This window comes from Alcaligenes sp. GW821-FHT11D07, assembly GCF_058808495.1.
This window is the reverse complement of the sequence record NZ_JBXART010000003.1, coordinates 760455-784747: the sequence shown is the minus strand read 5'-3', so window position 1 is coordinate 784747 and position 24293 is coordinate 760455. Positions and strand designations below refer to the sequence as shown.

At 56.1% G+C, this 24293-nt stretch carries 18 protein-coding genes; 11 read left to right on the top strand and 7 right to left on the bottom strand.

The features are described from left to right. Positions 1-166 precede the first annotated feature (166 nt). Together AC1RSM_RS16590 and ccsB are read left to right on the top strand one after the other, a co-directional pair. Positions 167-2209: a cytochrome c biogenesis protein ResB gene (locus AC1RSM_RS16590; protein WP_492933670.1), complete on the top strand. Its 2043-nt coding sequence runs from the start codon at positions 167-169 to the stop codon at positions 2207-2209. Between the two features lie 12 nt (positions 2210-2221). After that, complete coding sequence (gene ccsB, locus AC1RSM_RS16585) at positions 2222-3580, top strand: c-type cytochrome biogenesis protein CcsB (protein ID WP_492933669.1); 1359 nt, start codon at positions 2222-2224, stop codon at positions 3578-3580. A 578-nt stretch (positions 3581-4158) separates the two neighbouring features. On the opposite strand, the gene AC1RSM_RS16580 is transcribed toward ccsB, so the two are convergent. From AC1RSM_RS16580 to AC1RSM_RS16565, 4 genes are all read right to left on the bottom strand, one after another. Further along, positions 4159-7071, bottom strand: coding sequence for an EAL domain-containing protein (locus AC1RSM_RS16580; RefSeq protein WP_492933668.1), 2913 nt, complete (start codon positions 7069-7071; stop codon positions 4159-4161). A 194-nt stretch (positions 7072-7265) separates the two neighbouring features. Then, the gene (lysA, locus tag AC1RSM_RS16575) at positions 7266-8534 is read right to left on the bottom strand and encodes a diaminopimelate decarboxylase (RefSeq protein WP_492933667.1); all 1269 of its coding nucleotides are present in this window, start codon (positions 8532-8534) and stop codon (positions 7266-7268) included. Between the two features lie 42 nt (positions 8535-8576). After that, on the bottom strand, positions 8577-8711 hold the full coding sequence (lptM, locus tag AC1RSM_RS16570; RefSeq protein WP_080655585.1) for an LPS translocon maturation chaperone LptM: 135 nt from the start codon (positions 8709-8711) through the stop codon (positions 8577-8579). 97 nt (positions 8712-8808) lie between these two features. Then, positions 8809-11256 carry a penicillin-binding protein 1A gene (locus tag AC1RSM_RS16565; RefSeq protein WP_492933666.1) on the bottom strand — a complete coding sequence of 816 codons (2448 nt, stop codon included), beginning with the start codon at positions 11254-11256 and terminating at the stop codon, positions 8809-8811. 118 nt (positions 11257-11374) lie between these two features. Here AC1RSM_RS16565 and AC1RSM_RS16560 point away from each other — a divergent pair, with 118 nt between their 5' ends. Genes AC1RSM_RS16560 through AC1RSM_RS16550 form a run of 3 tightly spaced genes read left to right on the top strand, consistent with a single transcriptional unit; the run spans position 11375 to position 14199 of the window. Then, on the top strand, positions 11375-11980 hold the full coding sequence (locus tag AC1RSM_RS16560) for a shikimate kinase (RefSeq protein WP_492933665.1): 606 nt from the start codon (positions 11375-11377) through the stop codon (positions 11978-11980). Next, a complete protein-coding gene (gene aroB / locus AC1RSM_RS16555) occupies positions 11981-13069 on the top strand; it encodes a 3-dehydroquinate synthase (protein WP_492933664.1) in 1089 nt (362 codons plus the stop codon). Between the two features lie 5 nt (positions 13070-13074). Continuing rightward, positions 13075-14199: a deoxyguanosinetriphosphate triphosphohydrolase gene (locus AC1RSM_RS16550; RefSeq protein WP_492933663.1), complete on the top strand. Its 1125-nt coding sequence runs from the start codon at positions 13075-13077 to the stop codon at positions 14197-14199. Between the two features lie 39 nt (positions 14200-14238). On the opposite strand, the gene uvrA is transcribed toward AC1RSM_RS16550, so the two are convergent. Next, entirely contained in the window at positions 14239-17181 is a 2943-nt protein-coding gene (gene uvrA, locus AC1RSM_RS16545) for an excinuclease ABC subunit UvrA (protein WP_492933708.1), read from the bottom strand. 111 nt (positions 17182-17292) lie between these two features. On the opposite strand from uvrA, the gene AC1RSM_RS16540 reads away from it, so the two are divergent. The 6 genes from AC1RSM_RS16540 (at position 17293) to AC1RSM_RS16515 (ending at position 22470) form a co-directional block, all read left to right on the top strand. Then, positions 17293-18504, top strand: a complete 1212-nt coding sequence (locus tag AC1RSM_RS16540) for an MFS transporter (RefSeq protein WP_492933662.1) — start codon at positions 17293-17295, stop codon at positions 18502-18504. 259 nt (positions 18505-18763) lie between these two features. Next, a complete protein-coding gene (gene ssb / locus AC1RSM_RS16535) occupies positions 18764-19291 on the top strand; it encodes a single-stranded DNA-binding protein (RefSeq protein ID WP_492933661.1) in 528 nt (175 codons plus the stop codon). Between the two features lie 146 nt (positions 19292-19437). Beyond that, positions 19438-20112 carry a GntR family transcriptional regulator gene (locus AC1RSM_RS16530; RefSeq protein ID WP_492933660.1) on the top strand — a complete coding sequence of 225 codons (675 nt, stop codon included), beginning with the start codon at positions 19438-19440 and terminating at the stop codon, positions 20110-20112. Continuing rightward, the gene (locus AC1RSM_RS16525; protein WP_492933659.1) at positions 20112-21029 is read left to right on the top strand and encodes a fumarylacetoacetate hydrolase family protein; all 918 of its coding nucleotides are present in this window, start codon (positions 20112-20114) and stop codon (positions 21027-21029) included. The genes AC1RSM_RS16530 and AC1RSM_RS16525 overlap by 1 nt, the downstream gene beginning before the upstream one ends. Positions 21030-21040: 11 nt before the next feature. Further along, positions 21041-22015, top strand: a complete 975-nt coding sequence (locus AC1RSM_RS16520) for a Bug family tripartite tricarboxylate transporter substrate binding protein (protein WP_492933658.1) — start codon at positions 21041-21043, stop codon at positions 22013-22015. Between the two features lie 68 nt (positions 22016-22083). After that, a complete protein-coding gene (locus AC1RSM_RS16515; protein ID WP_492933657.1) occupies positions 22084-22470 on the top strand; it encodes a RidA family protein in 387 nt (128 codons plus the stop codon). A 41-nt stretch (positions 22471-22511) separates the two neighbouring features. Here AC1RSM_RS16515 and AC1RSM_RS16510 read toward each other — a convergent pair whose 3' ends face one another. Together AC1RSM_RS16510 and AC1RSM_RS16505 are read right to left on the bottom strand one after the other, a co-directional pair. Then, positions 22512-23732 carry an MFS transporter gene (locus AC1RSM_RS16510; protein ID WP_492933656.1) on the bottom strand — a complete coding sequence of 407 codons (1221 nt, stop codon included), beginning with the start codon at positions 23730-23732 and terminating at the stop codon, positions 22512-22514. Beyond that, the gene (locus AC1RSM_RS16505) at positions 23716-24258 is read right to left on the bottom strand and encodes a Chromate resistance protein ChrB (RefSeq protein ID WP_492933655.1); all 543 of its coding nucleotides are present in this window, start codon (positions 24256-24258) and stop codon (positions 23716-23718) included. Before AC1RSM_RS16505 ends, AC1RSM_RS16510 begins: the two co-directional genes overlap by 17 nt. Positions 24259-24293: the final 35 nt, after the last annotated feature.

Here is a 24293-nt window from a genome sequence, read left to right as displayed (position 1 = left end):
CCAGCTTCCTGAAGGTCGTGGCGGTTTGGGTGCCTAAACAACGGGCAGTGCCGATCTGGGCCGGGTTTCGGGTTGGTATGTTGTCCAGCGATCACACTTTGTGCGCGTTCTGCGCCCCAGGTCTGGATGTTTCCGGTGAAACCCCCCACCTCCTAAGCAAGCCTTTGTGAAAAAAGTATCCCCTGTACGTCGCTTTGCGGCTGATTTCCTGGAATTGCTCGGCTCTATGCGCTTTGCCATCAGCTTGCTGATGTTCATCTGCGTAGCGAGTCTGATCGGTACTGTTCTGGCGCAAAATCAGCCCGCCAATACGTATATTGATCAATTTGGACCGTACTGGTTTGAGTTGTTCGATCATTTCTCGATCTGGTCCGTCTACAACAGTGGATGGTTCATGGTCATCATGGCGTTTCTGGTCGTCTCCACGACCCTGTGCGTCATTCGCAATGCTCCCAAGATGATCCGCGAAATGCGCACGTTCAAAGAACATGTGCGTGGCGGCAGCCTGAAAGCCTTTCCGCATCGCGTCGAGCTGGAAAGCGCGGGTGCACCGGAACATAGCCGCGAACAGGTCCAGGGATGGTTACAGGCCCAGGGCTATGCGGTACGTGTGCGCCAGGATGATGACGGCAGCATGATGATGGCGGCCAAAAAAGGCAGTGCCAACAAGCTGGGCTACATTTTTGCGCACTTGGCGATTGTGGTGATTTGTGTGGGCGGCTTGCTCGACAGCGAATTGCCTGTGCGCCTGCAAGTCTGGTTGGGCGCCAAGCAGCCCATTACTGAAAACATGTTGATTTCCCAGGTGCCTGATTCCGGGCGACTGGGCTTGGGCAATCCCAGCTTTCGCGCCAATATGCTGGTGCCTGAAGGTGCCCGAACGGCAACGGCCGTGATTAACTCCGGTGAAGGCGTCTTGATTCAGCCTTTGCCCTTCGCTTTGGAATTGAAGCGCTTTTTGGTGGAGTACTACTCCACCGGCATGCCCAGCAGCTTCAAGAGCGAGGTCGAGGTTACCGATCCTGTAACGGGCCACACCTTCGAGCGCACGATCGAGGTCAATGAACCTCTGCGCTACAAAGGCGTCACCGTTTATCAGTCTGGTTTTGATGATGGTGGCAGCCGCTTGAACTTGCGTGGCTACCCGCTGGTGGGCCGTAGTTCCGAGCCTTTCGAGGTGAATGGCACGGTGGGCGAAAGTTTGGGAATTACGGCCAAGGAAAGCCCGACCTCCCAGCCCTTGACGGTGCAACTGACCGAACTGCGCCCCATCAACGTGGAAAATCTGTCCGAAGGTGATCCTCAGCCCAAGGCCATGATTGAACACGTGGCCGCAGTCACCGGCAGTGCTGCCAGCAAGAAAGACCAGCATTTGAAGAACGTCGGTCCCAGCGTGAATTACCGCCTGATTGACGAGCAAGGCCAGTCCCGCGAGTTTGTGAACTACATGTTGCCGGTTGAGCTGGATGGCACTTTGGTTTTCCTGGCTGGCATGCGTTTTTCCGCCGCTGAGCCTTTCCGCTACGTGCGCTTGCCCGCTGACGAGAAGGGCTCTTTGAAAGAATTCATGGATTTGCGTGCGGCAACTCAGGATCAGGCTTTGGTCAACCAGGCTGCCGAGCGCTTTGCCGAACGTAATTCTTCTTCGCCCGAACAAAAAGAGCTGATGCTCTCGGCGTCCAAGACGGCCTTGCAGGCTTTTGTGAGCTCGGGTTTTGATGGCTTGATCAGCCGCGTGCCTGAGGCCGAACGCGAACGTATTTTGGGCTTTGCGATTCCCATGATTCAGTTCACACTGAGTGAATTGCGTGATTTGGTACGCCAGCAACAAGGCTTGCCAGAACTGGATTACAGCCAGGAAAATAGCGATGCGAATCGCTGGATTCAGTCTGCCGTTCTGGCCTTTGCCAACCTGCCTGATTACCCTGCTCCGGTCATGTTGACCCTGGGCAGTTTCGAGCAGGTTCAGGCCAGTGTATTTCAGGTGGCGCGTAGCCCCGGCATGTACATTGTGTATCTGGGTTGCCTGTTTTTGATTATTGGCGTGTTCTCGATGTTCTATATCCGGGATCGCCGTGTGTGGGTCTGGATTCGGCCCCACAACCAGGGCAGCAGCTTGATGGCTGCCATGACCTCTCAACGTCGCAACTTGGACTTTAACCTCGAGTTTGATCGCCTCAAAACGGCTTTCAACCGGCTATCTGTCTGACAAGGTGTAGCTATGGCGCAGACCCTTTCTTCGGCCACCCCAACAATGTGGCAAGACAATATCGCTTCCAGTGGTGACCGGCGCGGTATCCGTGGCCGTCCGAATTGGTCGGATGTGTTGTATCTGGTGCTGTTGGCTTTAGGCGCAGCGTATGCGCTCAATGCGTATAGCACCAGCATGGATTACTACGAGAAGATCATTCTGGTGGCGTTCGTGCCTTTTGTGACTTGGCTGGGTTGGCTCTGGCGTCCGCTGCGCACTCTTACGGTGGCCTGTGGTTTGACGGCCCTACTGGCGGTTTGGCTTTACAGCACTGGCGATGGTTTGAGCACCGGCGATATTGAAAAGGCCGATACGGTTTTCCTGCTCAAGTATTTGTTCTCGTCTCAGTCCGCTATTTTGTGGATGTGCGCGCTGTTTATTCTGGCTACCGTCATGTACTGGGCTGGTTTTTTCAGCAATACCGCCGCCTGGATGGGTTCAGGCCTGACTTGGGCCGCTGTTTTTGCTGGTACGACGGGTTTGCTGGTGCGCTGGCGCGAAGGTCACTTGCTGGGGCCGGATATTGGCCATATTCCAGTCAGTAATCTGTATGAAGTGTTTGTACTGCTGGCGCTGATTACCGCGTTGTTCTATCTGTACTACGAGCGCCGTTACAACACGCGTGCCTTGGGCGGTTTTGTGCTGCTGGCCATCAGCTCGTTGGTTATTTTTCTGCTGTGGTATTCGTTCACGCGTGATGCGCATCAGATTCAGCCTTTGGTGCCGGCTCTGAAAAGCTGGTGGATGAAGCTGCACGTTCCGGCCAACTTTATTGGTTACGGCACGTTCTCCTTGGCGGCAATGGTGGGCTTTGCCTATCTGGTCAAGGAAAATGGCGAAACGCGTTCTCGTGCCAAGCTGATCCCGGTGTTCTTGCTGGGTGCAATTCTGTGTGCAGAGCCCATGATTTTTGGCTCGCGTGAGTTGTCGCCGACCTGGATGCTGTATTTCGGTATTGGTAGTGTGATCGTGGGTACGATTCTGTACTTCCGTGGCCCGATTTCTCGCAAGCTGCCGTCCTTGGAAGTGCTGGACGACATTATGTACCGCGCGATTGCGGTGGGCTTTGCATTCTTTACGGTTGCAACGGTGCTGGGTGCTTTGTGGGCAGCGGATGCCTGGGGTACGTACTGGCAGTGGGACCCTAAGGAGACATGGGCCCTGATCGTGTGGCTGAACTATGCGGCGTGGTTGCACTTGCGTTTGCTGAAGGGCCTGCGCGGCACGATGGCGGCGTACTGGGCGCTGGGTGGCTTGCTGATTACTAGCTTTGCGTTCCTGGGCGTGAATATGTTCTTGTCGGGGCTGCATTCCTACGGGGAACTGTAAGTTTTTTGTTGTTCTGAGGCTGGTAGCTTGGTTTCAGAATATTTGCTTGAGAATGGAAAACCCGAGTTTGGCTGGATGCCGGACTCGGGTTTTTTTTATGGCTGTCACTCTGAATCACCCCGGCACTCTGTCGCGCACACCAGCTGCTCACAGTGTTTAGTTATCCGCCAGCTCTACAGGCTTCTTCATTTCTAAGTGGAGCTGGGTTGGTGATTAATGCTGTATCTGCTCTGAGGTGCAAGTCCGGGCTGGCTGTTACCTATGCCTCGTTCAGATGCGCGGATGGATTTACTGCTGTGATGTTGATGGGGGTTGTGGGGCTGGAGTAGTGATCTTTGTACTGGAGAGGACGGTCAGAGGCACTTTCTACCCTGATCGTTTGTGCAGCATCTGCCGCGTAGAAGGCAACTGGTAAACGGAGCAGGCGGGTGAATGTCTTGTTCAGGAGCTCGTGTCCAAGGTCTCGGGAGGCTCGTAGGGCCTGCCAGTCGCATTTGGGATGTGAACTGTCCTTGGGGTGGTTGGCGGTTTGTGGGCCGCCACCAAGACCCTCTGGGGGCCTTGGGTGAGCATCTTTCTTACATGGCTGGCGGGAACTTGTCTTGGGAGTCCAGCAGGAATTGTCGGGCTGCTTCGTCGTGCACTAGATCGGTGATGGCACCTGCTTTGAGCAGGTCTGCCGGGGTACAGGCTTTGGAGATGATGAAGCCTTGTACGTAGTCCACGCCCAGTTCTTGCAGGGCTTTTAAGGTGGGCACGTCTTCTACCCATTCTGCGATGCTGATCATGCCCAAATTGTTGGCCAGTTCGACGATGGTGCGAACGATGGCTACGTTGGTTTCTTTTTTGAGCATGTCGCAAATCAGAGCGCCGTCGATTTTGATGGCGTCAGCAGGCAGTTCTCGTAGGTAGGAGAAGGAGGTGTAGCCGGCTCCAAAATCGTCCAGTGCAATACGCACGCCCATTTGCTGCAAGCGGCGCATGAAGTTGCGGGTGTGCTCCAAGTCGTCCAGCGCCACGCCTTCAGTGATTTCTACGCACAGTCTGCGTGCCAGGTGCTGGAAGCGGGCCAGGATGCTGAACAGCCATTCGATGAAGGTGTCGTCGTTCAGGGACACGCCGCTCAGGTTGATCGTGACCCATTGGGTTTTCGCCAGTTGAGCTTCGTGTTTGGACATCCACTCCAAGGTGGCGGAGAACACCCATTTGTCGATGATGGTGATGGTGCCGCTTTCTTCGGCTGCGGCAATGATGCGGCCTGTGGGGATCAATTGGCCGGAGGAGTCCCGTACGCGCAGCAGGGCTTCGAAGTTCAGACTGTCCAGAGGGCGGCGCAGGGCCGCGATGGGCTGCATTTCCAGATATAGAGCGCCGGAGGACCCGCCTTCCAGCTCTTCAAACAAACGCAGTTCTTCGGCGTGTTCTTGCAGGGCATTGGAGTCCTGCTCATAGATGATCATGTCTTGATGCAGGCGGCGGGCATCGCGGGCTGCCCGGCTGGCAGCGGAGATAGCCTCTTGGGGAGCCATGCCTGCGGACACTTCAACCAGCCCCAGTGTGCTGCGCAGGTTAAAGCTGCGGTTGCCTGCCAGCAGCGGGGTTTTGTTCAGCGATTCCAGTACGCTATTGGCCAGTACCCGGGCTTGATCCGGTTCGCAGTCTTCAAAAATGATGACGAATTCGTCGCTACCAATGCGGCCAATTTTGTCTTTGCTGCGCAGGACAGATTCCAGCTGCTCGCATACTTTCAACAGCAGGGCATCGCCAGAGGAATGGCCGAAGGTGCCGTTAACGTATTTGATGTGGTTCAGATCCAGGTAGGCCAACAGACAAGGCTTGTCGTCTTGACTGCGGTTAAGCAGGCCATCCAGGGCTTTTTCGATACCGCGTTGGTTCAGGACGTTGGTGACCGGGTCGTTGTCGGCCATCAGGCGCAACTGGCGGTAGGTTTCCGCACGAGCGGTGATGTCTTGCAGAGAGCCTTCAATGGACTGGTTGACGATGGCAACTCGCAGTGCAAATTGGCAGGGCTGCTCTTGGGTGTCGTAGCGGGTAATGGTGACGTCCTGACCATTCTGGGTGCTTTCAGCGACGGCTTTCCAGTCTTGTTCCGGGAAGAAGTCGGTCCAGTAGATGGTGTTCTCGCCCGGGTCGTCCTCGATGTTGAGCATGCGGCTCAGCATGGGGCTGATACGCATAAACACGCCGGACTCGTTCAGGGTGAACATCCCCACCGGAGTCAGCAAATAGTGCGCCATCAATTCGTTGCGGGCTCGCAGGGACTCGCTGCGGTCTTCACGCAGACGTTCGCCCACCGCCAGAGCCACCATCAGATTGGATAGCAAAAAGGCGATTACCCCGTTGAAGTTCTCAACAAAGCTGGAGCGCCCGAAAGTCACCAGGAAGATGGCCGAGATCAGCATGCACAGGGCCATGCTCAAGAGCACCAGTTGCCATAGCAAAATGCGTGAGCGGGTGTGCAGCAAGATGGATAGCAAGACGGCAGAGACGCAGCACAGAGCATAGATGGTGCTGAGCCACATGATGGGCTGGAACACGCTGGGCGGGGCCAGCAAGGACACGGGCAATAGGGCCAGGCCCAGTATGCCTACCGTGGGCAGTAAACGCTGCAGGCGGGCTGTCGTGATGGAATTGCCCAGCAATACGGTGAACAGCGAGTAGCTCAGGATGAAATAACAGACGATGGTCACCTGGCGCAGTATGGGCATGTACTGCGTGGGCAGGATTTGCCCCAGCCACTGCGTATCCCAACCCATGGCCATCGAGCCCAAACGCAGGTTACCAATGAGCCAGACGGCCAGCAGCAGGTAAATCCAGGCACGGTTGGTGGCGGCCAGAACCAGCATGAACATGGCCATTGTCAGCAAACCACCTTCCAGCAGCCCTATGCCACGGCTAAGTCGAATGGAGGAGTTCGTGATGTCGGAGCTGGCCCAAAGCTGTGCCTGGAGCAGGGTGGGGCGAGAGGTCTCGACACGGCACAAAATGGTGGTGGCTGGTTTGTCTTTGCCCAGTTCCAGCGTGAAGCTTTTGACGGGAGCGGGGGATAAGGGCGTGGGAGGGTCAAGCTCGCTCTTGCGCAGAGCCTGCCCTGTATGGGCATCTTCACACTGCAGCGATGAAACCGGGGAGGCTGGAAAGTGCAGGACTTGTTCTGACTGCAACTGCGTATCGGGGATATTGAGCAATAGCCAATGGGGCTCGCTCAAGTGCAGCCGAGGCCGGGCAGGGGCGCTTTCTAACTGCGTCAGTAACTCTGGATCCGCATGCTCTTGCTGGCTGGCCAGTGCCTGCACGCTCAAACTTTGGCCGGGGGCGGTGGGATAGCGGTTAGGCAGGAACAACAGTGCCCATATTGTGAGCACGATCAGAAACAAAGGGATGACGTAAAGACTTAAGCCGCGAATCAGACGCTCGCTGGCCGAGGTAACAGGCTCAAAGCCGTGTGTCGGTATCCCTGGGGTGGTCATGATGGTGGTACAGCCTCCAGCGCTTACCATCGAACTGTCTGGCCACTGACAGCGAAATCTGTGCTTTCCCGGCTAGGACGCAACAGGCCGGAACTGCTATGCCTGCTGATGGCATGACAGTCCCGGCCTGTTTTACGGTCAGATTCGAGAGTTCTTTAAGGCTGAATGGTTGTTACTTGTATTCCTGCCAGGGATCAGGGCAGCAATCGTTCGGTGGCAAACAAACTTTCCAGCGTTTCACGCGGGCGGATCAAATGGACTTGTTCACCATCAACCAGGATTTCAGCTGCACGCGGGCGCGTGTTGTATTGGCTGGCCATCGTAAAAGCGTAAGCACCGGCGGACATGATGGCGATTAAATCGTCTTGTTTCAGTTCCAGCTGACGATCGCGAGCCAGCCAGTCCCCGCTTTCGCAGATAGGGCCAACCAGATCATAGCGGGGGGTGTCCTCGGTCACCGGGCGAGGCTCTACAGCTTCCACGCTGTGCCAGGCATCGTACAAGGTGGGGCGGATCAAATCGTTCATGGCAGCATCGATGATAGCGAAGTTTTTGGTCTCGCCATGCTTGAGGTATTCCACACGGCTCAGCAATACACCGGCGTTACCGACCATGGAGCGACCTGGCTCCAGCACGATTTCCAGATGGTCCAGACCGTTCTTGTCCAGAGCGGCAAAGACTTCAGTCAGCAGTTGGGTCGGCGTGACCAGCGTTTCGTCGGTGTAACGAATACCCAGGCCACCACCCAGATCCAGGTGAGTCAGGTTCACACCTTGCTCTTTCAGGGCCAGGATCAGCTTGATCAGCTTGTCCAGCGCATCCAGATAAGGGCTGACTTCGGTAATTTGCGAGCCAATGTGGCAATCCACACCCACGATGTGCAGGCTGGGCAGCTCTTGAGCGCGTGCGTAAATGCGGGGAGCCTGTTCGATAGGCACGCCGAATTTATTGTCTTTCAGGCCGGTAGAAATGTAGGGATGGGTGCGGGCGTCAACGTCCGGGTTCACGCGCAGGGAAACAGGTGCTTTCACCTTCATGCGCTCTGCAACCTGGGCAACGCGCTCCAGCTCGTCTTCTGATTCGACGTTAAAGCATTTCACACCCGCTTTCAGGGCCGCTTCGATTTCCCAGACTTGTTTGCCGACACCGGAGAACACCACTTTGGCAGGGTCACCACCGGCGGCAATGACGCGGGCCAGTTCACCACCCGAAACAATGTCAAAACCCGTACCCAGGCGCGCAAATTCTTGCAAGATGGCCAGGTTGGAATTGGCCTTCATGCCATAGCACACCAATAACTTGCGGTCCTGACCGGCGACGCGATAGGACTCCCAGGCGTCGCGCAAGGCTTGGCGGGAATACACATACAGCGGGGTGCCGAATTCTTCAGCCAACTTGTTCAAGGGAACTTGCTCGGCGTGCAGCGTGTTGTTCTGGAATTGGAAGTGAGGGGCAACAGTCATGGTGTCGTCAAATAACAAAGGTTGAGCGAGCAGGGGCGGAAATCAGCGTGGTGCTGTCTGGGCGTCCGCTGCTTCCTGCGCAGGAGGATGGTACAGAGGGCCTTTATAGCCGCAAGCGCTAAGAAAAACGCTAAGCGCCAGCAAGGCCAGCAGGCGGGAGGAGCGAAGTTTATTCATATGGTGTTGAGCTAGTGCGGACAATGCAGAACATTATGCCATTGGCAGGGGCAAAGCATAAAAAACGCCGGCTAGGCCGGCGTTGGGGTAGTACGTTTTAGAAGGGGACGAAGGGCTGAGTCTGGGCACCTGAGGACTCGGACCCCGAGTCCAGTTGCCGCAGCAAATCGCCAATACCATCGTTTTGATCTTCGCCGCCTTGTTGCAAGCTGCCGTCGCCAGGGGCGGGCAGACCTACACGGGCAATGGCTTGGCCGGGCGGGAATTCGTCAAAGTAGAAGTCGCCATCAATGCGTGACAGACCCGATGGCACGGGGCCGGGAGGCACGATAGGCTTGTCTTTGAGCGCGGATCGCATGTAATTGATCCAGATCGGCATGGAAGCACCGCCGCCCGTTTCACCCGAACCCAGGCTGCGTGGCTTGTCAAAGCCCATCCAGGCGATACCGACCAGATCAGGCGTGTAACCGGCAAACCAGGCGTCTTGAGAGTCGTTGGTGGTACCTGTCTTGCCGCCGATGTCTGTGCGCTTCAGCTCACGCGAGGCGCGAGCACCGGTACCAGAAGTGGCGACACCCCGCAGTAAATCATTCATGACGTAAGCCGTGCGGGCATCGATTGCGCGCGCTGCTGCATCGCCAGCCACAATGGGCTTGGCACGCATGATGACTTTATCCGTGCTGTCGGTGACGTAATCGATCAGATAGGGCTCAGTGCGGTAACCGCCATTGGCAAAGACCGAGTAAGCACCTGCCATTTGCAGCGGGGTCACACTACCAGCCCCCAGGGCCAAAGGCAGCACGGCAGGTTGACGTGCTTTGTCGAAACCAAAGCGGGTGACGTATTCCTGCACATACTTCGGACCGACGGCCTGCATGATACGGATGGACACCATGTTTTTGGACTTGTACAAGCCTTGACGCATGGTCAGCATGGGTTCGTAGGTGCGGCCATAGTTCTTGGGCGTCCAGGGCTTGGAACCTGTCTGGGCAGCCGTCAGGACAAAGGGTTCGTCCGAAATCTGGGTGGCAGGGGTCAGGCCGCGCTCTAGCGAAGAAGCATAGATAAAGGGCTTGAAGGCCGAACCGGGCTGACGCCAGGCTTGGGTTACACGGTTGAACTTCCCGTCAGAGAAGTGGAAACCACCCACCATGGCTTGAATCGCACCGTCTTGCGGACGTACCGACACAAAGGCCGCTTGTACCGCAGGCATATTGATCACTTCCCAGTAATCGCCGTTGCGGAACAGGTAGACAACCGAACCGCGCTGGATACGCACATCGGCTTTGGCATTGTTGACCAGACCACGCGCCACGATCTTCAAGGCACGTTTGTCATTGACATCAATAATCTGCTGAGCGGTACGGGCCACACGAATCTGGTTGGGGCTGGCATCCAGCACCACGCCAGTCAGCAGATCGCCGGTGTCGGGGTACTTGTCCTGCATATCGTCCAGAATGGCGTCCAGTTGGGCATGATCGTTTTCAATCCCGGCGGGCAGCTCTACTTGACCCTGTGGGCCGGTGTAGGGCGCACGGCGGGTGTAGTCCAAAATACCATTGCGCACGGCCAGGTAGGCGGCTTCCTGGTCGGTGGACTTGATCGTGGTGTAGATATTGAAACCGCGCGAATACACATTGTCCTGGTAGACGCCGTACAACAATTGGCGGGCCAGTTCAGCGGCGTACTCACCGTGGATGGCGTAGCCACCGGCAGGGGTACCCAAAGCCGATTTCACAACGATTTCCTGGGCTTGGGCTTCCTGGTATTCCTGGTCGGTGATGTAGCCCAGTGTGCGCATGCGGCCCAGCACATAGCCTTGGCGGGTTTTCGCACGCTCAAAGTTGGCAATCGGGTTAAAGCGCGAAGGGGCTTTCGGGATACCCGCCAGCATGGCTGCTTCCGCCGTGGTGATCTCGGCCAGTTGCTTGCCTAAATACGTTCGTGACGCTGCAGCAAAACCATAAGCCCGGTGACCCAGATAAATCTGGTTCATGTACAAGTCCAGAATCTGGTCTTTTGACAAGGTCGCTTCAATCTTGAAGGTCAGCAACAGCTCGTAGAATTTCCGCGTATAGGTCTTTTCTGACGACAGGTAGAAGTTACGCGCTACCTGCATGGTGATCGTACTGGCCCCCTGTGTTTTGGACATATGGGTCAGGTTGGCCAAGGCCGCACGGCCTACGCCCATCCAGTCAATACCACCGTGCTGATAGAAACGGTCGTCTTCGGCGGCCAGAATGGCCGATTTCATGACATCGGGAATTTCGTCAAAACGCAACACATTGCGGCGTTCTTCACCAAATTCACCGATCAGCACCTTGTCCGCCGTGTAAATGCGCAGCGGCACACGGGGGCGGTAATCGATCATGGCACTTAGGTCAGGCAGATTTGGCCAGGCAAGCGCCAGCGCCAAAGACCCAAGCAGGACGGCACACAAACCAAGCCCCACAAAGAAGACCGAGGTCTTGATGATGAGGCGGGCAAGCCAGGAACCGGAGCTTTGCTCGGGTTTTGAATTGGGGGAGCGGGAAGAAGAACTCATTAGGGCTGATTTTAAAGTCCAAACGCAGCGGGACTGGGCCTCAAACTAAGTATCAATGTAACAAAATAATACTAGCAAGCGGACTGTGCTTAGGGAAGGCTAATGGGATAATACACAAATGAACCACTCTTTACCCGCCGAGCTGATGCCTGTAGAACATCCTGATCCCTTATCAGACGCCGAGCTGCTCCATTTACAACAGACTGGCCCACGACCCATTATTTTGGTGGGCATGATGGGAGCCGGTAAAACAACCATTGGTCGTCAATTGGCGCGGGAACTCAAACGCGAGTTTATGGACCTGGACCACGAGCTGGAAGCGCGCAGCGGTGTGCGAGTTGCCACTATCTTTGAGTTCGAAGGTGAGCAAGGGTTCCGCAAACGCGAATCTGCGGTGCTGGATATTTGTTCGCGCCAGACCGGTATTGTGCTGGCGACGGGCGGCGGGGCAATTTTGTCCGAGGCCAATCGCCAGATCATCAAGGATCGCGGTATCGTAGTGTACTTGTGCGCCACGGTAGACGAGCTTTACCGACGCGTTGCGCGAGACCGTAACCGGCCGCTGTTGCAAACAGCGGACCCCCGCGCCCGCATTCAGGAACTGCTGCAAGCGCGCGAACCCCTCTATGAAGAAGTGGCAGATGTCCGCTTTGAGACTGGCTCGGCGCCGGTCCATCATGCGGTGCGCCATTTATTGTCCCTGTTGAAAGAACGAGGTTGCTAAATGTCTGTAGTGCATGTTGACGCCCAGGGTGGCGCGTATCCCATCCATATCGCCGCAGGGCGTCTGGCGCAGCTTGCAGGCACGGTACCCGCCGACACGTCTGCCATTGCGATTGTCACTAACCCGACGGTGGCCGCCTTGTACCTGAAACCTGTGCAAGAGGCGCTGGCGGCAAGCGGCAAGCCTATCCATGTGATTGAGCTGCCCGATGGCGAAGCCTATAAAACCTGGGAATCTCTGAATCTGATCTTTGACGCTTTGCTGGGTGCTCATCTGGACCGCAAGGCGCTGATCGTCGCCTTGGGTGGCGGCGTGATTGGCGATATGGCTGGTTTTGCAGCGGCCTGCTTCATGCGTGGCGTGCGTTTTGTGCAAGTGCCTACGACTTTACTGGCCCAGGTGGACTCCTCGGTGGGTGGCAAAACCGCCATCAACCATCCACTGGGCAAGAATATGGTGGGTGCTTTCTACCAGCCCATTGCCGTTGAAATCGACACTGAAGTCCTCAAGACCCTGCCGGACCGCGAAATTTCTGCGGGTCTGGCCGAAGTCATCAAGTACGGCATGATTTACGACCTGGACTTTTTTAACTGGTGTGAAGAGCAGATCGGCCCTATGCGTGGTCTGGAGCAAGAACAGATCGTCTACGCGATCCGCCGCTCTTGCGAGGTCAAGGCCGAGGTCGTGTCTCAGGACGAGCGTGAATCCGGGCTGCGCGCCATTTTGAATTTTGGCCATACGTTTGGCCACGCTATTGAGTCCGGCATGGGCTACGGCCAGTGGTTGCACGGTGAAGCCGTGGGCTGCGGCATGATTATGGCGGCTGAATTGTCTGCTTTGGTTTGCGGTCTGCCAGCGCAGGATGTGGCCCGTATCAAGGCTCTGGTCCAGGCTAGTGGCTCGCCCATCACTCCGCCACAATGGCCTGCCGAGCGCTGGCTGGAACTGATGCAGGTGGACAAGAAAAATGAAGGCGGCCAGCTGCGTTTTGTACTGCTGGATAAGTTAGGCCATGCCAGGGTGCAAGCGGTGGCTCCAGATGTGGTGCGCCAGGCGCTGGCCCGCTTTGTAACGGCCGAACAGGAGTAAAGCGGATGCTAATGCTTGCCGCTTACGCCTGTCACCCTGAACAGTCCCGCGGCCGGCGTTATGCAGAAGCCGCACCCCAGGGTCGTAATGCCTTTCAGCGGGACCGCGACCGCATTATTCATTGCAATGCTTTTCGTCTGCTGGAATACAAAACCCAGGTTTTTATTAACCACGAAGGTGATTTGTTCCGAACACGATTGACGCATAGCCTGGAAGTCGCCCAGTTGGCGCGGGCCATTGCCCGCAACCTGGGGCTGCACGAAGACCTGATCGAAGCTATTTCCCTGGCTCATGATCTGGGCCACACCCCATTTGGGCATGCGGGCCAGGATACGCTTAATAGCTGCATGCAAACGTTGCGGCCCGAAGCAGGGGGCTTTGAACATAATCTGCAAAGCCTGCGCATTGTGGACGAGCTGGAAGAGCGCTACGCCGCATTCAATGGCTTGAATCTGTGCTTTGAAACCCGAGAGGGGATTTTGAAGCACTGCTCTTTGAAGCATGCCCGGGAATTGGGGGATGTCGGCCAGCGTTTTATTGAGCGCTCCCAGCCCTCCTTGGAAGCACAAATGGCCAATCTGGCCGATGAAATTGCTTACAACAATCACGATATTGATGACGGGCTACGCTCGGGCTTGATCCGTTTGGAGCAACTGTTGGAATTGCGTCTGTTCCGTGATCACTACGAACGCGTTCAAGCTCAGTATCCAGGGCTCAAGGGCCAAAGGCTGGTGGCTGAAATTATCCGCGGCATGATTAATACGCTGGTCGTGGATTTGACGGAAACCACCCGCGCCAAGCTGGAAGAGCATAGACCTGATAGTGTGGATGCGATTCGTCTGCTGCCACGTCTGGCGGGTTTCTCGCCAGAGTTGCGCGCACAGGCTGATGAGTTGAAGCACTTTTTGCACGCGAATCTGTATCGCCACTACAAGGTGATGCGCATGATGAGCAAGGCCCAGACCATCGTGCGTGAACTGTTCCAAGCCTTTTTGGACGATCCGCGCCTGCTGGCGGCAGAGCATCGGCGTGACGACCCCATCGCCCAGGCCCGTGCCATTGCTGACTACATTGCTGGCATGACGGATCGCCACGCGATCCGCGAACACAACGCCATCTTCAAGATGTAGCGTTCATAAAAGCGGCCGCAAGCATTGCGGCCGCCAGGATTATCGCTGCAGCAAAGGCTTTAAATAGCGGCCTGTATGGCTTTGTTCACAAGCCGCGATGGCCTCGGGCGTACCTTGGGCCACAATCTGCCCACCGCCCTGACCACCTTCTGGTCCCATGTCCACAACCCAATCTGCTGTCTTGATGACATCCAGATTGTGCTCAATGACGACCACGGTATTACCGGATTCCACCAGCTTGTCGATAACTTCCAGCAAGACAGCGATGTCCTGAAAGTGCAGACCGGTGGTGGGCTCGTCCAGCACGTATAGCGTCTGGCCGGTACTGCGTTTGGACAGTTCTAGTGACAATTTCACCCGCTGCGCCTCGCCACCGGACAAGGTGGTGGCACTTTGGCCGAGGCGAATATACGACAGACCCACGTCCATCAGCGTCGTCAGTTTGCGTGCAACGGCGGGAACCGCATCAAAGTATTCCATCGCCTGTTCAACGGTCAGCTCCAGTACTTCGCTGATGTTGCGGCCGCGATAGCGTATATCCAAAGTTTCGCGGTTGTAGCGGCGTCCTTGGCATACATCGCAAGGCACGTAGACATCAGGCAGAAAGTGCATCTCTACCTTGACGACGCCATCGCCCTGGCAGGCTTCGCAACGGCCGCCTTTGACGTTAAAGGAGAAGCGGCCTGGGTCGTAGCCACGCAGACGTGCCTCGGGCACGCTGGCAAACAGTTCGCGGATAGCCGTAAACATTCCCGTGTAGGTGGCCGGGTTACTGCGTGGAGTGCGGCCAATCGGGGTTTGGTCAACGTTGATGATCTTGTCGAAATGCTCCAGACCGTCCATACGCTCGTAGGGGGCGGGTTCGGCATGAGCACGATGCAGCAAATGCGAGAAGGCCGTTGCCAGAGTGTCGTTGATCAGCGTGGATTTTCCCGAGCCGGACACGCCACTGATGCAGACCAGTCGTCCAGCGGGAATAGCCAAGTCTACGGACTTCAGGTTGTTGCCAGTGGCGCCGTACAAGCGCAACCAGTCCAGGCTGTCGTCCACTGGACGGCGCTTGGGAATGGCAATCTGGCGCTTTCCGGACAAATACTGACCAGTCAGTGAATTGGGATCAGCCGCCAACTCAGCGGGAGAGCCTTGAGCGGTAATTTGCCCGCCATGCTCGCCCGCGCCGGGGCCCATATCAATGACATAGTCGGCGGTGCGGATCATGTCCTCGTCATGCTCGACCACAATCACGCTATTGCCCAGATCACGCAGGTGCTGCAAGGTCTGGATCAATTTGTCGTTATCGCGTTGGTGCAGGCCAATAGAGGGCTCATCCAGCACATACATCACACCGGTCAGGCCGGAGCCAATCTGGCTGGCCAGACGAATACGCTGCGCCTCGCCACCGGAAATGGTGTCGGCACTACGATCCAAAGACAGGTAGTTCAGACCCACATTGTTCAAGAACTGCAGGCGTACCTGGATTTCACGCACAATGCGGTCGGCAATTTCTTTTTTGGAACCTGTCAGCGATAGATCTTCGAACCACTTCAAACAGTCCGACAGAGCCAGCGCTTCTACTTCGTAAATTGCCAAACCCTTGGCTTGGCCTTGTTGCTGGGAGGTCTGTGGTGCAGCCTGCTTGGTGCCCAAGGTTTCTGAGGCCAGCGGCTCTGTGCCACTGTGATGCTTGCATCCCGCATGAGCGGGCACAGGGTCGTCACCAATGCGTACATGGCGCGCTTCCAGGCGCAGTCGTGCGCCCTGGCAGGACGGGCAAGTCTGGGTGCGACGCAGCTTGTTCAGTTCTTCGCGTACAGCGCTGGAATCGGTTTCGGCCCAGCGCCGCTGCAGGTTTGGAATCACGCCTTCAAAAGGGTGAGTTTTAACCGTGGTGCGGCCTTTTTCGTTCAGATACAGGAAGGGTATTTCTTCCGTTCCGGAGCCGTACAGCACGGTGTGACGCAGCCCGGCTGGCAGGGACTCGAAAGGCGCTTCAATATCAAAGTGATAATGAGCCGCCAGGCTGGTCAACAAGGTGTAGGTAAAGGCATTACGCCGGTCCCAGCCGGAAATGGCACCGCCCGCCAGACTTAGTTCAGGAAAGGCCACCACGCGTTCCGGGTCGAACACATCCACTTGTCCCAGGCCGCTACAGTCCGGGCAGGCACCTGCCGGATTATTGAAACTGAACAGACGAGGTTCCAGTTCGGGCAGGGAATAATCGCAGACCGGGCAGGCATAGTGGCTGGAATAAGGTTGCTCCAGGCCGGTATCCAGATTGACTACCAGGCAACGCCCATTGCTGGTGGACAGGGCCGTTTCCAGGCTCTCAGCCAAGCGCTGCTGGCTATCGGGCCGGACACGCAGCCGGTCTATAACCAGATCCAGGTCGTGCTTTTGCTCCGCATCCAGTGCGGGCAGGTCTTCAATGCTGGTAATTTCACCGTCCACGCGCACCCGTACAAAACCTTGAGCCTGCAAACCGCGTAGTTCCAGTTGCAGATTACCCAAGAGGCCGCGATGCATGGGCGCCAGTATGGCAATACGAGACTCCGGCTCCCACTGCAAGATTTGGTCTACCATCTGGCTCACGCTGTGAGCCTGCAGGGCCAAGTGGTGTTCAGGGCAGTAAGGAGTCCCGACCCGCGCGTACAATAGGCGCAAATAATCGTGGATCTCGGTCGTGGTTCCTACGGTGGAGCGCGGGTTATGCCCCGCCGCCTTTTGCTCGATGGCAATGGCAGGCGATAACCCTTCGATCAAGTCCACATCAGGCTTGTCCATCAGTTGCAAAAACTGACGAGCATAAGCGGACAGGCTCTCCACATAGCGCCGCTGGCCTTCGGCATACAAAGTGTCGAAGGCAAGGGACGATTTCCCAGAACCGGACAGCCCCGTTAGCACGACCAATTGATGGCGTGGCAGGTCTACGGAGACATTTTTCAGGTTGTGGGTACGAGCACCACGAATGCGGATGGCTTCCATCGCTTTATTTAGGCTTGTCAAAAGGCAACTTGCTACTATAGCGCGTTGCGTCAGGATTTATGTGATCGGGTAGCCGGGCTCTCTGGCAGCCCAGTTGTGACAGAGTATTAAATGAGTACACACCAAACCATGAATACGGCCGGGGCTCGCCCAGCGCGTCTAAGTCTGACTCCGCAGGAACGTAAGGCCAGCATCTTGTTGGCTTTGTTGTTTGCCTGTCGGATGCTGGGTCTGTTTTTACTGACTCCGGTCTTTGCGGTGGCCGCCCACTCCCTGCCTGGCGGTAACGACGCTGCCCGTGTGGGGCTGGCCTTGGGCGCCTATGGTTTGACGCAGGCCGTCTTGCAAATTCCCTTGGGCATGGCCTCGGACCGCTTTGGGCGTCGGCCAATTATCGTTATCGGTATGGCCTTGTTCGTGATTGGCGGTGTGATCTCGGCGATGGCCCAAAATATTGACTGGGTCACCGTTGGTCGATGTGTTCAGGGCCTTGGCGCAGTCTCTGCTGCGATCTCGGCTTGGGTAGCTGATTCTACACGTCCGGAGGTGCGCACACGGGCAATGGCCATGGTGGGCGGCTCGATTGGCTTGTCTTTTGCCGTATCGCTGGTGCTGTCGCCCGTGCTGGTGGGGCAATTTGGCCTGTCCGGGCTGTTCTGGGCCATCAGCTTGCTGGGCTTCATCTGTTTGCTGGTCGCTGCCTTTGTCGTGCCCAGTGCACCTAAAGCGCCAGCCTCTATTGTTCAGGTCACCGCCGGTCAGGTTCTGCGTCATATGGATTTGTTGCGCCTGAACTTTGGCGTGTTCTGTCTGCACTTTATCTTGATGTCCCTGTTTATTGTCGTGCCCGGCATTCTGGCTACGCTGGGCGGCTATGGCACACAGGACTTATGGAAGGTTTACCTGCCCGTCATCCTGGTGTCTTTTGTGATGATGGTGCCCGCCGTGTTTTGGACCGAAACGCGCAAACGCCATAAACATGCGCTGGAACTGGCCGTTCTGTTGCTGGTAGTGGTCTTGGCGGTGATGCCCTGGGCTCGTGCTTCCCTGGCACCAATGGTGGCTGCGCTGACCTTCTTTTTTATTGGTTTCAACATTCTGGAAGCGTTGCAGCCGTCCCTGGTATCGCGTGTAGCACCACCGGAATATAAAGGCTTGGCGCTGGGTTTTTACAACACCTCTCAATCCCTGGGCGTGTTCGCTGGTGGGCTGATCGGAGGTGTGCTGGCAGGGCAAGGGCAAATCCAGTGGGTATTGTGGGTGGGTGCAGGCCTGGCCTTGCTTTGGCTGCTGACAGCACGCGGCTTCAAAGATAAATATTGATGGGCATTGCCTGTTACGCTTGAACCAGGACGTGCTGAGCAGCAACCAGTAAAGTGGCTGGATTGGCCTTAAGAATTAAGAGCTTGGCATAGCAGGCGGGGCCGCTTCACGGCCAGCCTGATGCGCTCTTCAAAGCGTCGTATAGGGATCGTTGACCTGGACAGATTGGTCCTGCCCGAGCAGGTTCAGGAGTGTTCTTTCAGGAACGAATCCACGATAATACGGCTTGATATTGAAATTTTGACTACAGGATTTTTTCATGGCATCGGTAAATAAAGTCATTCTGGTGGGCAATCTTGGCCGCGACCCAGAAGTACGCTACAGCGCAGAAGGCTCGGCCATCTGCAATATTTCCATTGCCACGACTTCGCAGTGGAAAGACCGTACCTCGGGCGAAAAGCGCGAGGAAACGGAATGGCATCGTGTCGTGTTCTACAACCGCTTGGCTGAAATTGCAGGTGAATACCTGCGCAAGGGCCGCCCTGTCTACGTAGAAGGTCGTCTGCGTACCCGTAAATGGACGGGTCAGGATGGCCAGGACAAATTCACTACCGAGATCATCGCCGAGCAAATGCAAATGCTGGGTGGCCGTGATGGTGGCGGTGATATGGGTGGCGGCGGCAGCATGGGTGGTGCCGAATACGGCGGTGGCGGCGGTGCTCCCGCACCCCAGCAACGCGCTCAACGCCCCGCAGCGCCTCAGCAACAACAGCAACAAGCTCCACGTAATAATCCAGCTCCTATGTCTGACAATCTGGCCGATATGGATGACGATATTCCGTTCTAAGGTTTAGCTCTTAGTTAGACTGACGCAGTAAAAGCCCCGGCAAGCCCATGCTTGCCGGGGCTTTTTTTGTCCGTACAAACACTAATGTGTACCAGTATTCAATCTTGTATACAATCCATAAGAAATGAATGCAATATAGGAAAGCAATGTCCACGATCAAAACAGCAAGCAATAGCGATGGCGTGTACGAGTCTGTACGCGCTCACGTTCTTGGCCTGGTGAAAAATATTGATGAGCCTGTGCGGGTTCGCGAAGAAGAACTGGCCAAGATGCTTAATGTCAGCCGCACGCCGGTGCGCGAGGCCTTGCTGCGCTTGGGGCAGGAAGGCATTTTGACCATGGAGCCACGTCGTGGTGCTTTGCTCTCGCCGCTGACCAAACAGGATTACATCGAGTGGCTAAAGTTGCGCATTGAGCTGGAAGCCTTTGCCGCTCGGGAGGCCGCACTGAACGCGTCGCAGCGTGATGTGGATGCGTTGCGGGCCTTATTTGCGCCTTTCACTCCAGACAACCTGGACGAACGGGTCAGCGAATATGCCGCAGCCAATGTGGAGTTTCACGCAGCCATCATGCGTTTGGCCGCCAATAGCCTATTGGAAAAAGTCTGGAAGTCCTTTGGGCACCGCGACATGCTCAAGACCAAGACTATCGAGCGCCTGAAGCGGGCCCACGAGTCTTTGGCAGAGCACTTGGCAATGATCGATGCCATCGAGAAGCGGGACGGTGCTTTGGCGGATCGTTTGGCTCGTGAACATGTTCAAGGACTTCTGACGCAGATCTTGAACATCACCAATAACACCCTATCAGGAGGCTCGCTGTAATGAAGCTATTGACGTTCGTCGATGCAGGGGAAACGAGGCTTGGCGGCATGCTGGATGATGATCGCGTGGTGGATCTGACACAGGCCTGGAGGATGTACGAGCATCCTTTAAGTGGCAGGCAAGCTCCAAGTGAAGTCATTGATGCCATTTTCTTGGGGGATGCTGCTTTGCTTAGCCTGCAGCTCTTGATGGAGGAGGCCATCAAGGCCGATGCGCCTATCTACGCTGCGCAGGAACTGTGCTTTCTGGCACCTATCCCCAATCCTGCCAAGAATATTTTCTGCGTGGGGCGTAATTACCGTGCGCATATCGTGGAAGGCAATTTAGCTCGTGGTCGTGCCCCTAATGACTTTCCCAAGGCACTTGAGTTCTTCAGTAAGCCACCTACCACCGTGGTGGGGCACCAGGCCCTGGTCAGCCGTCATGCAGCGCATACCAAGATGCTGGATTACGAAGTGGAACTAGGTATTGTGATTGGCAAGGAAGGCCGGGATATCGCCGTTGAAGATGCCTTGGAATATGTCTTTGGCTACACGGTGATCAATGACATTACGGCGCGCGACTTGCAGGCCCTGCATGGTCAGTGGTTCAAGGGTAAATCGCTGGATGGCACCTGCCCGATTGGTCCGGTAGTGGCCTTGAAAACCGCAATCGTTGACCCCAATGCGCTGGATCTGGAATTGGAAGTTAATGGCGAACTACGCCAATCAGCCAATACCTCGGACATGCTGTTTGATGTGGCCCATATCGTTGCTCAGTTGTCGGAGGGCATGACATTGGAACCGGGGGACATTATCGCTACGGGAACACCATCGGGAGTCGGGTTTGCCATGCAACCCCCACGCTCTTTGGAGCCGGGCGATGTCATCAAGGCTCGCATCTCCGCGATTGGCGAGCTGGTCACTACTATTGAGTAAGGTTGACGACTATGCGCTTCAAAATGATTCTTTCAGGCGTGGCTGCATTAAGCGCTTTAACGGCTGTGCCATCGCTTGCGGCGGCGCAGGAATACCCTGGCAAACCCATCACCATCATTGTTCCTTTTCCGGCTGGCGGCACGCTGGATAATCTGACGCGCAGCCTGGCGCAGAAAATGTCCGAGGACTTCAAGCAGCCGGTGATCATCGATAACAAACCGGGTGCAGGAACCGTGATTGGCACGGAAATCGTGGCGCGTGCTGCGCCGGATGGTTACACCATGGGTATGGTGGCAAACAGTTTTGCCATTAATCCCAGCTTGTACGACAACTTGCGCTACGACACAGTCAAGGACTTCATCCCGGTCAGCCGGGTCGCCTACACACCGCACTTGCTGGTGGCGAATCCGGATGTGTCAGTCAAAAGTTTGGCGGATGTAATTGCGGCTGCCAAAGCCAAACCGGGCGAGTTGTCTTTTGCCTCTTTTGGCGCCGGTACTTCACCACATATTGCGATTGAACGCTTGAAGTCTGAGGCCAAGATTGATGTGCTGCATATTCCTTACAAAGGTCAGGCCCCTGCACTTAATGATCTCTTGGGCGGGCATGTGGACATGATGTTCGCCAATACACCTGACGTTTTGCCGCATGTGAAGTCGGGCAAGTTGCGCGCTATTGCCTTGGCTAACGACACCCGCCTGGAGTCCATCCCGGATGTGGAAACCTTTAAAGAGGCTGGGGTCGACAATATGAATTCGAACTCCTGGTACGGAGTGGTGGTTCCCGCTGGGACACCAGCGCCCATAGTGGAAAAGCTGAGCGCAGAATTTGTCCGCATTGTGAACTTGCCGGAGATTCGCGAGCGCTTGCTGGCACAGGGCTTGGAACCAGCGGGTACAACATCGGCCGAGTTTGCCGAGTATTTAAAATCCGAGATGGAAATGGCGGCCACAGTCGTTAAGGCCTCAGGTGCCACGTTGCAGTAAATACTGCAGTCAATACCGATAAAAATCAAAATTGAGCCGCTCGAGCTCAAGCTACTTAGGAGATGAACATGCTTAAAGAAATTATCAAGTCCGACAAAGTGACTCCCCCGCGCGCGCCCTTGTCGCCCGCTGTGCGTTCCAACGGTTTCGTTTTTGTCTCGGGCCAGCCCGGTTTTTTTGACGATCGCCAAATTGCCGAGGACGATTTCGACGCCCAGATGCACCAGGTCATGGCCAACGTCAAAGCGCTATTGGAAGAGGCGGGTTCTAGTCTGGACCATATTGTTAAGGCCAATGTGATCCTGAAAAATGCCGGTGACTTTGCCCGCATGAACGAGATCTATCGCACTTACTTTAAAGATGGCGAATACCCAGCGCGCACTACGATTGCGGCAGACATGGGCAACCCTTTGTTCCTGCTGGAGATCGAGTGCATCGCAGCGGTGGCTGAGTGATGAATTGAAAAAAGGCCGACAAAATAAGTCGGCCTTTTTTATTAGAATGCGCCCTGAGCCGAGCGGCGTAAGGTGATCAGTCCTATGCCAGTCAGGCCAGCAAACAGCGCGCCTGCGGCGAAGGTGCCTTGAAAGCCGATGGTATCCCAGAGCACGCCGGCGATGACGCTGGCCAGCAGCAGGGCGATGCCTGTCAGCAGGTGGAACATGCCAAATGCTGTGCCACGCAGTTGGTTGGGGGCGTTGTCGGCAATCAGCACGTTGAACAGGCCTTGGGTAAAGCCCATGTGAAGGCCCCACAGGGCGACGCCCAAGCCCAGGCCCAGCAGGCCGGGAACAAAAGCCAGCACCAGATCAGCAGTAATCAACAGGACCACGCCGATCAAGAGTAGATCGGTTTTGCGCATGCGGTCAGACAGGACGCCTGCCGGGTAGGCTGACAGGGAAAAGGCCAGACCCATGACAACCAGCACAGCCGGAGCCCACATGGGTGGCAGGCCACTGGCCTCGCCCCGCAAGATCAGGAAGGCTTCGCTGAACCGGGCCAGAGTAAAGGCCAGCCCGATCGCCACAACCCACCAGTAACGGGAACCCAGGCGGCCCAGGTCTTCGCGGTTCAAGGGTAGTTTGCGGGGGCGCGTGTTGGCAGGCAGCTTGGGCTCGCGCACAAAGAAAACCAGGATGGCAATGGCTGCAAAAGCAGGCAGCACGGCAACCCAGAAGATCAGCTGATAGTTATTCGCTGTCCACCACATCAGCCCGATTGCCAGCAGGGGGCCGATAAAGGCGCCGATGGTGTCCAGTGTCTGGCGCAGACCATAGGCGGCACCGCGCAATTCAGGAGGGGTAACGTCGGCAACCAGCGCATCACGCGGTGCGCCCCGTATGCCTTTGCCGATACGGTCAACGAAGCGGGCACCCACCAGCCAGTCCAGCGAGTTCGCCAAGGGGAAAATAGGTTTGGTCAGCGCGGCCAGCCCGTAGCCAATAAGCGCCAGCAGCTTGCGCTTTCCAAAACGGTCGCTGACCGCTCCGGAAAACACTTTCATGATGGAGGCCGTGGCTTCGGCAATGCCTTCAATAACACCCACCGCCAGGACCGAAGTACCCATGACGGTGACCATATAAATTGGCAGCAAGGCATGGATCAGCTCTGAAGAAATGTCCATGAACATGGACACAAAGCCCAGTGCCCAGACGCTGCGGTGGATCTTGGCCCGGGGCGTGGCAGGGGCCGACGCCAAATCAGCGGTTTTCTTCATGAGCGTCATAGACCATCTGGGCATACTCATCCAGCCGTGCCTTGCACTCTTGCAGACGCTCTTGAGCGACCTGCGCCAGGGGGGCGCCATAAAAATCCAGCTTCTGGATTTTCTCGTACCAGTTTTCCAGTTTTTTCAGGTCGGTTTCTTCTTCGTCCAGCTCGGCATAGGTGAATTTCTGAATCGAAATTTCCTTGGCGATCTCGGCCTCGAAATCTTTGCAGCGGCCCAGCAGCTCTTGGTATTGCTCGTTGCGGTCATCCGTAAAACGATTGATGACTTTGTCCTCCTGGGCCTTGTCCAGTGCAATGGTCTCCAATAAGACGCATTCGCCATCCATGCTGGCGATATCGTTTTCCAGCACTTTCAGACGGCGTACATGCTCATCCGTTTTGGGCAATACGCAGACACCGTTTTGCAGATAAACCGCGCCTAGCGCTTTCAGACGACGCCATAAGGCCAGGCGTTTAGCGCTGGGTTCAGAGGGGACTTTGTAAGTCAGTAGCAGCCAGCTTATTGATGTCATGATCACAGATTAAAAGTAACGGTCGTTTCATATTA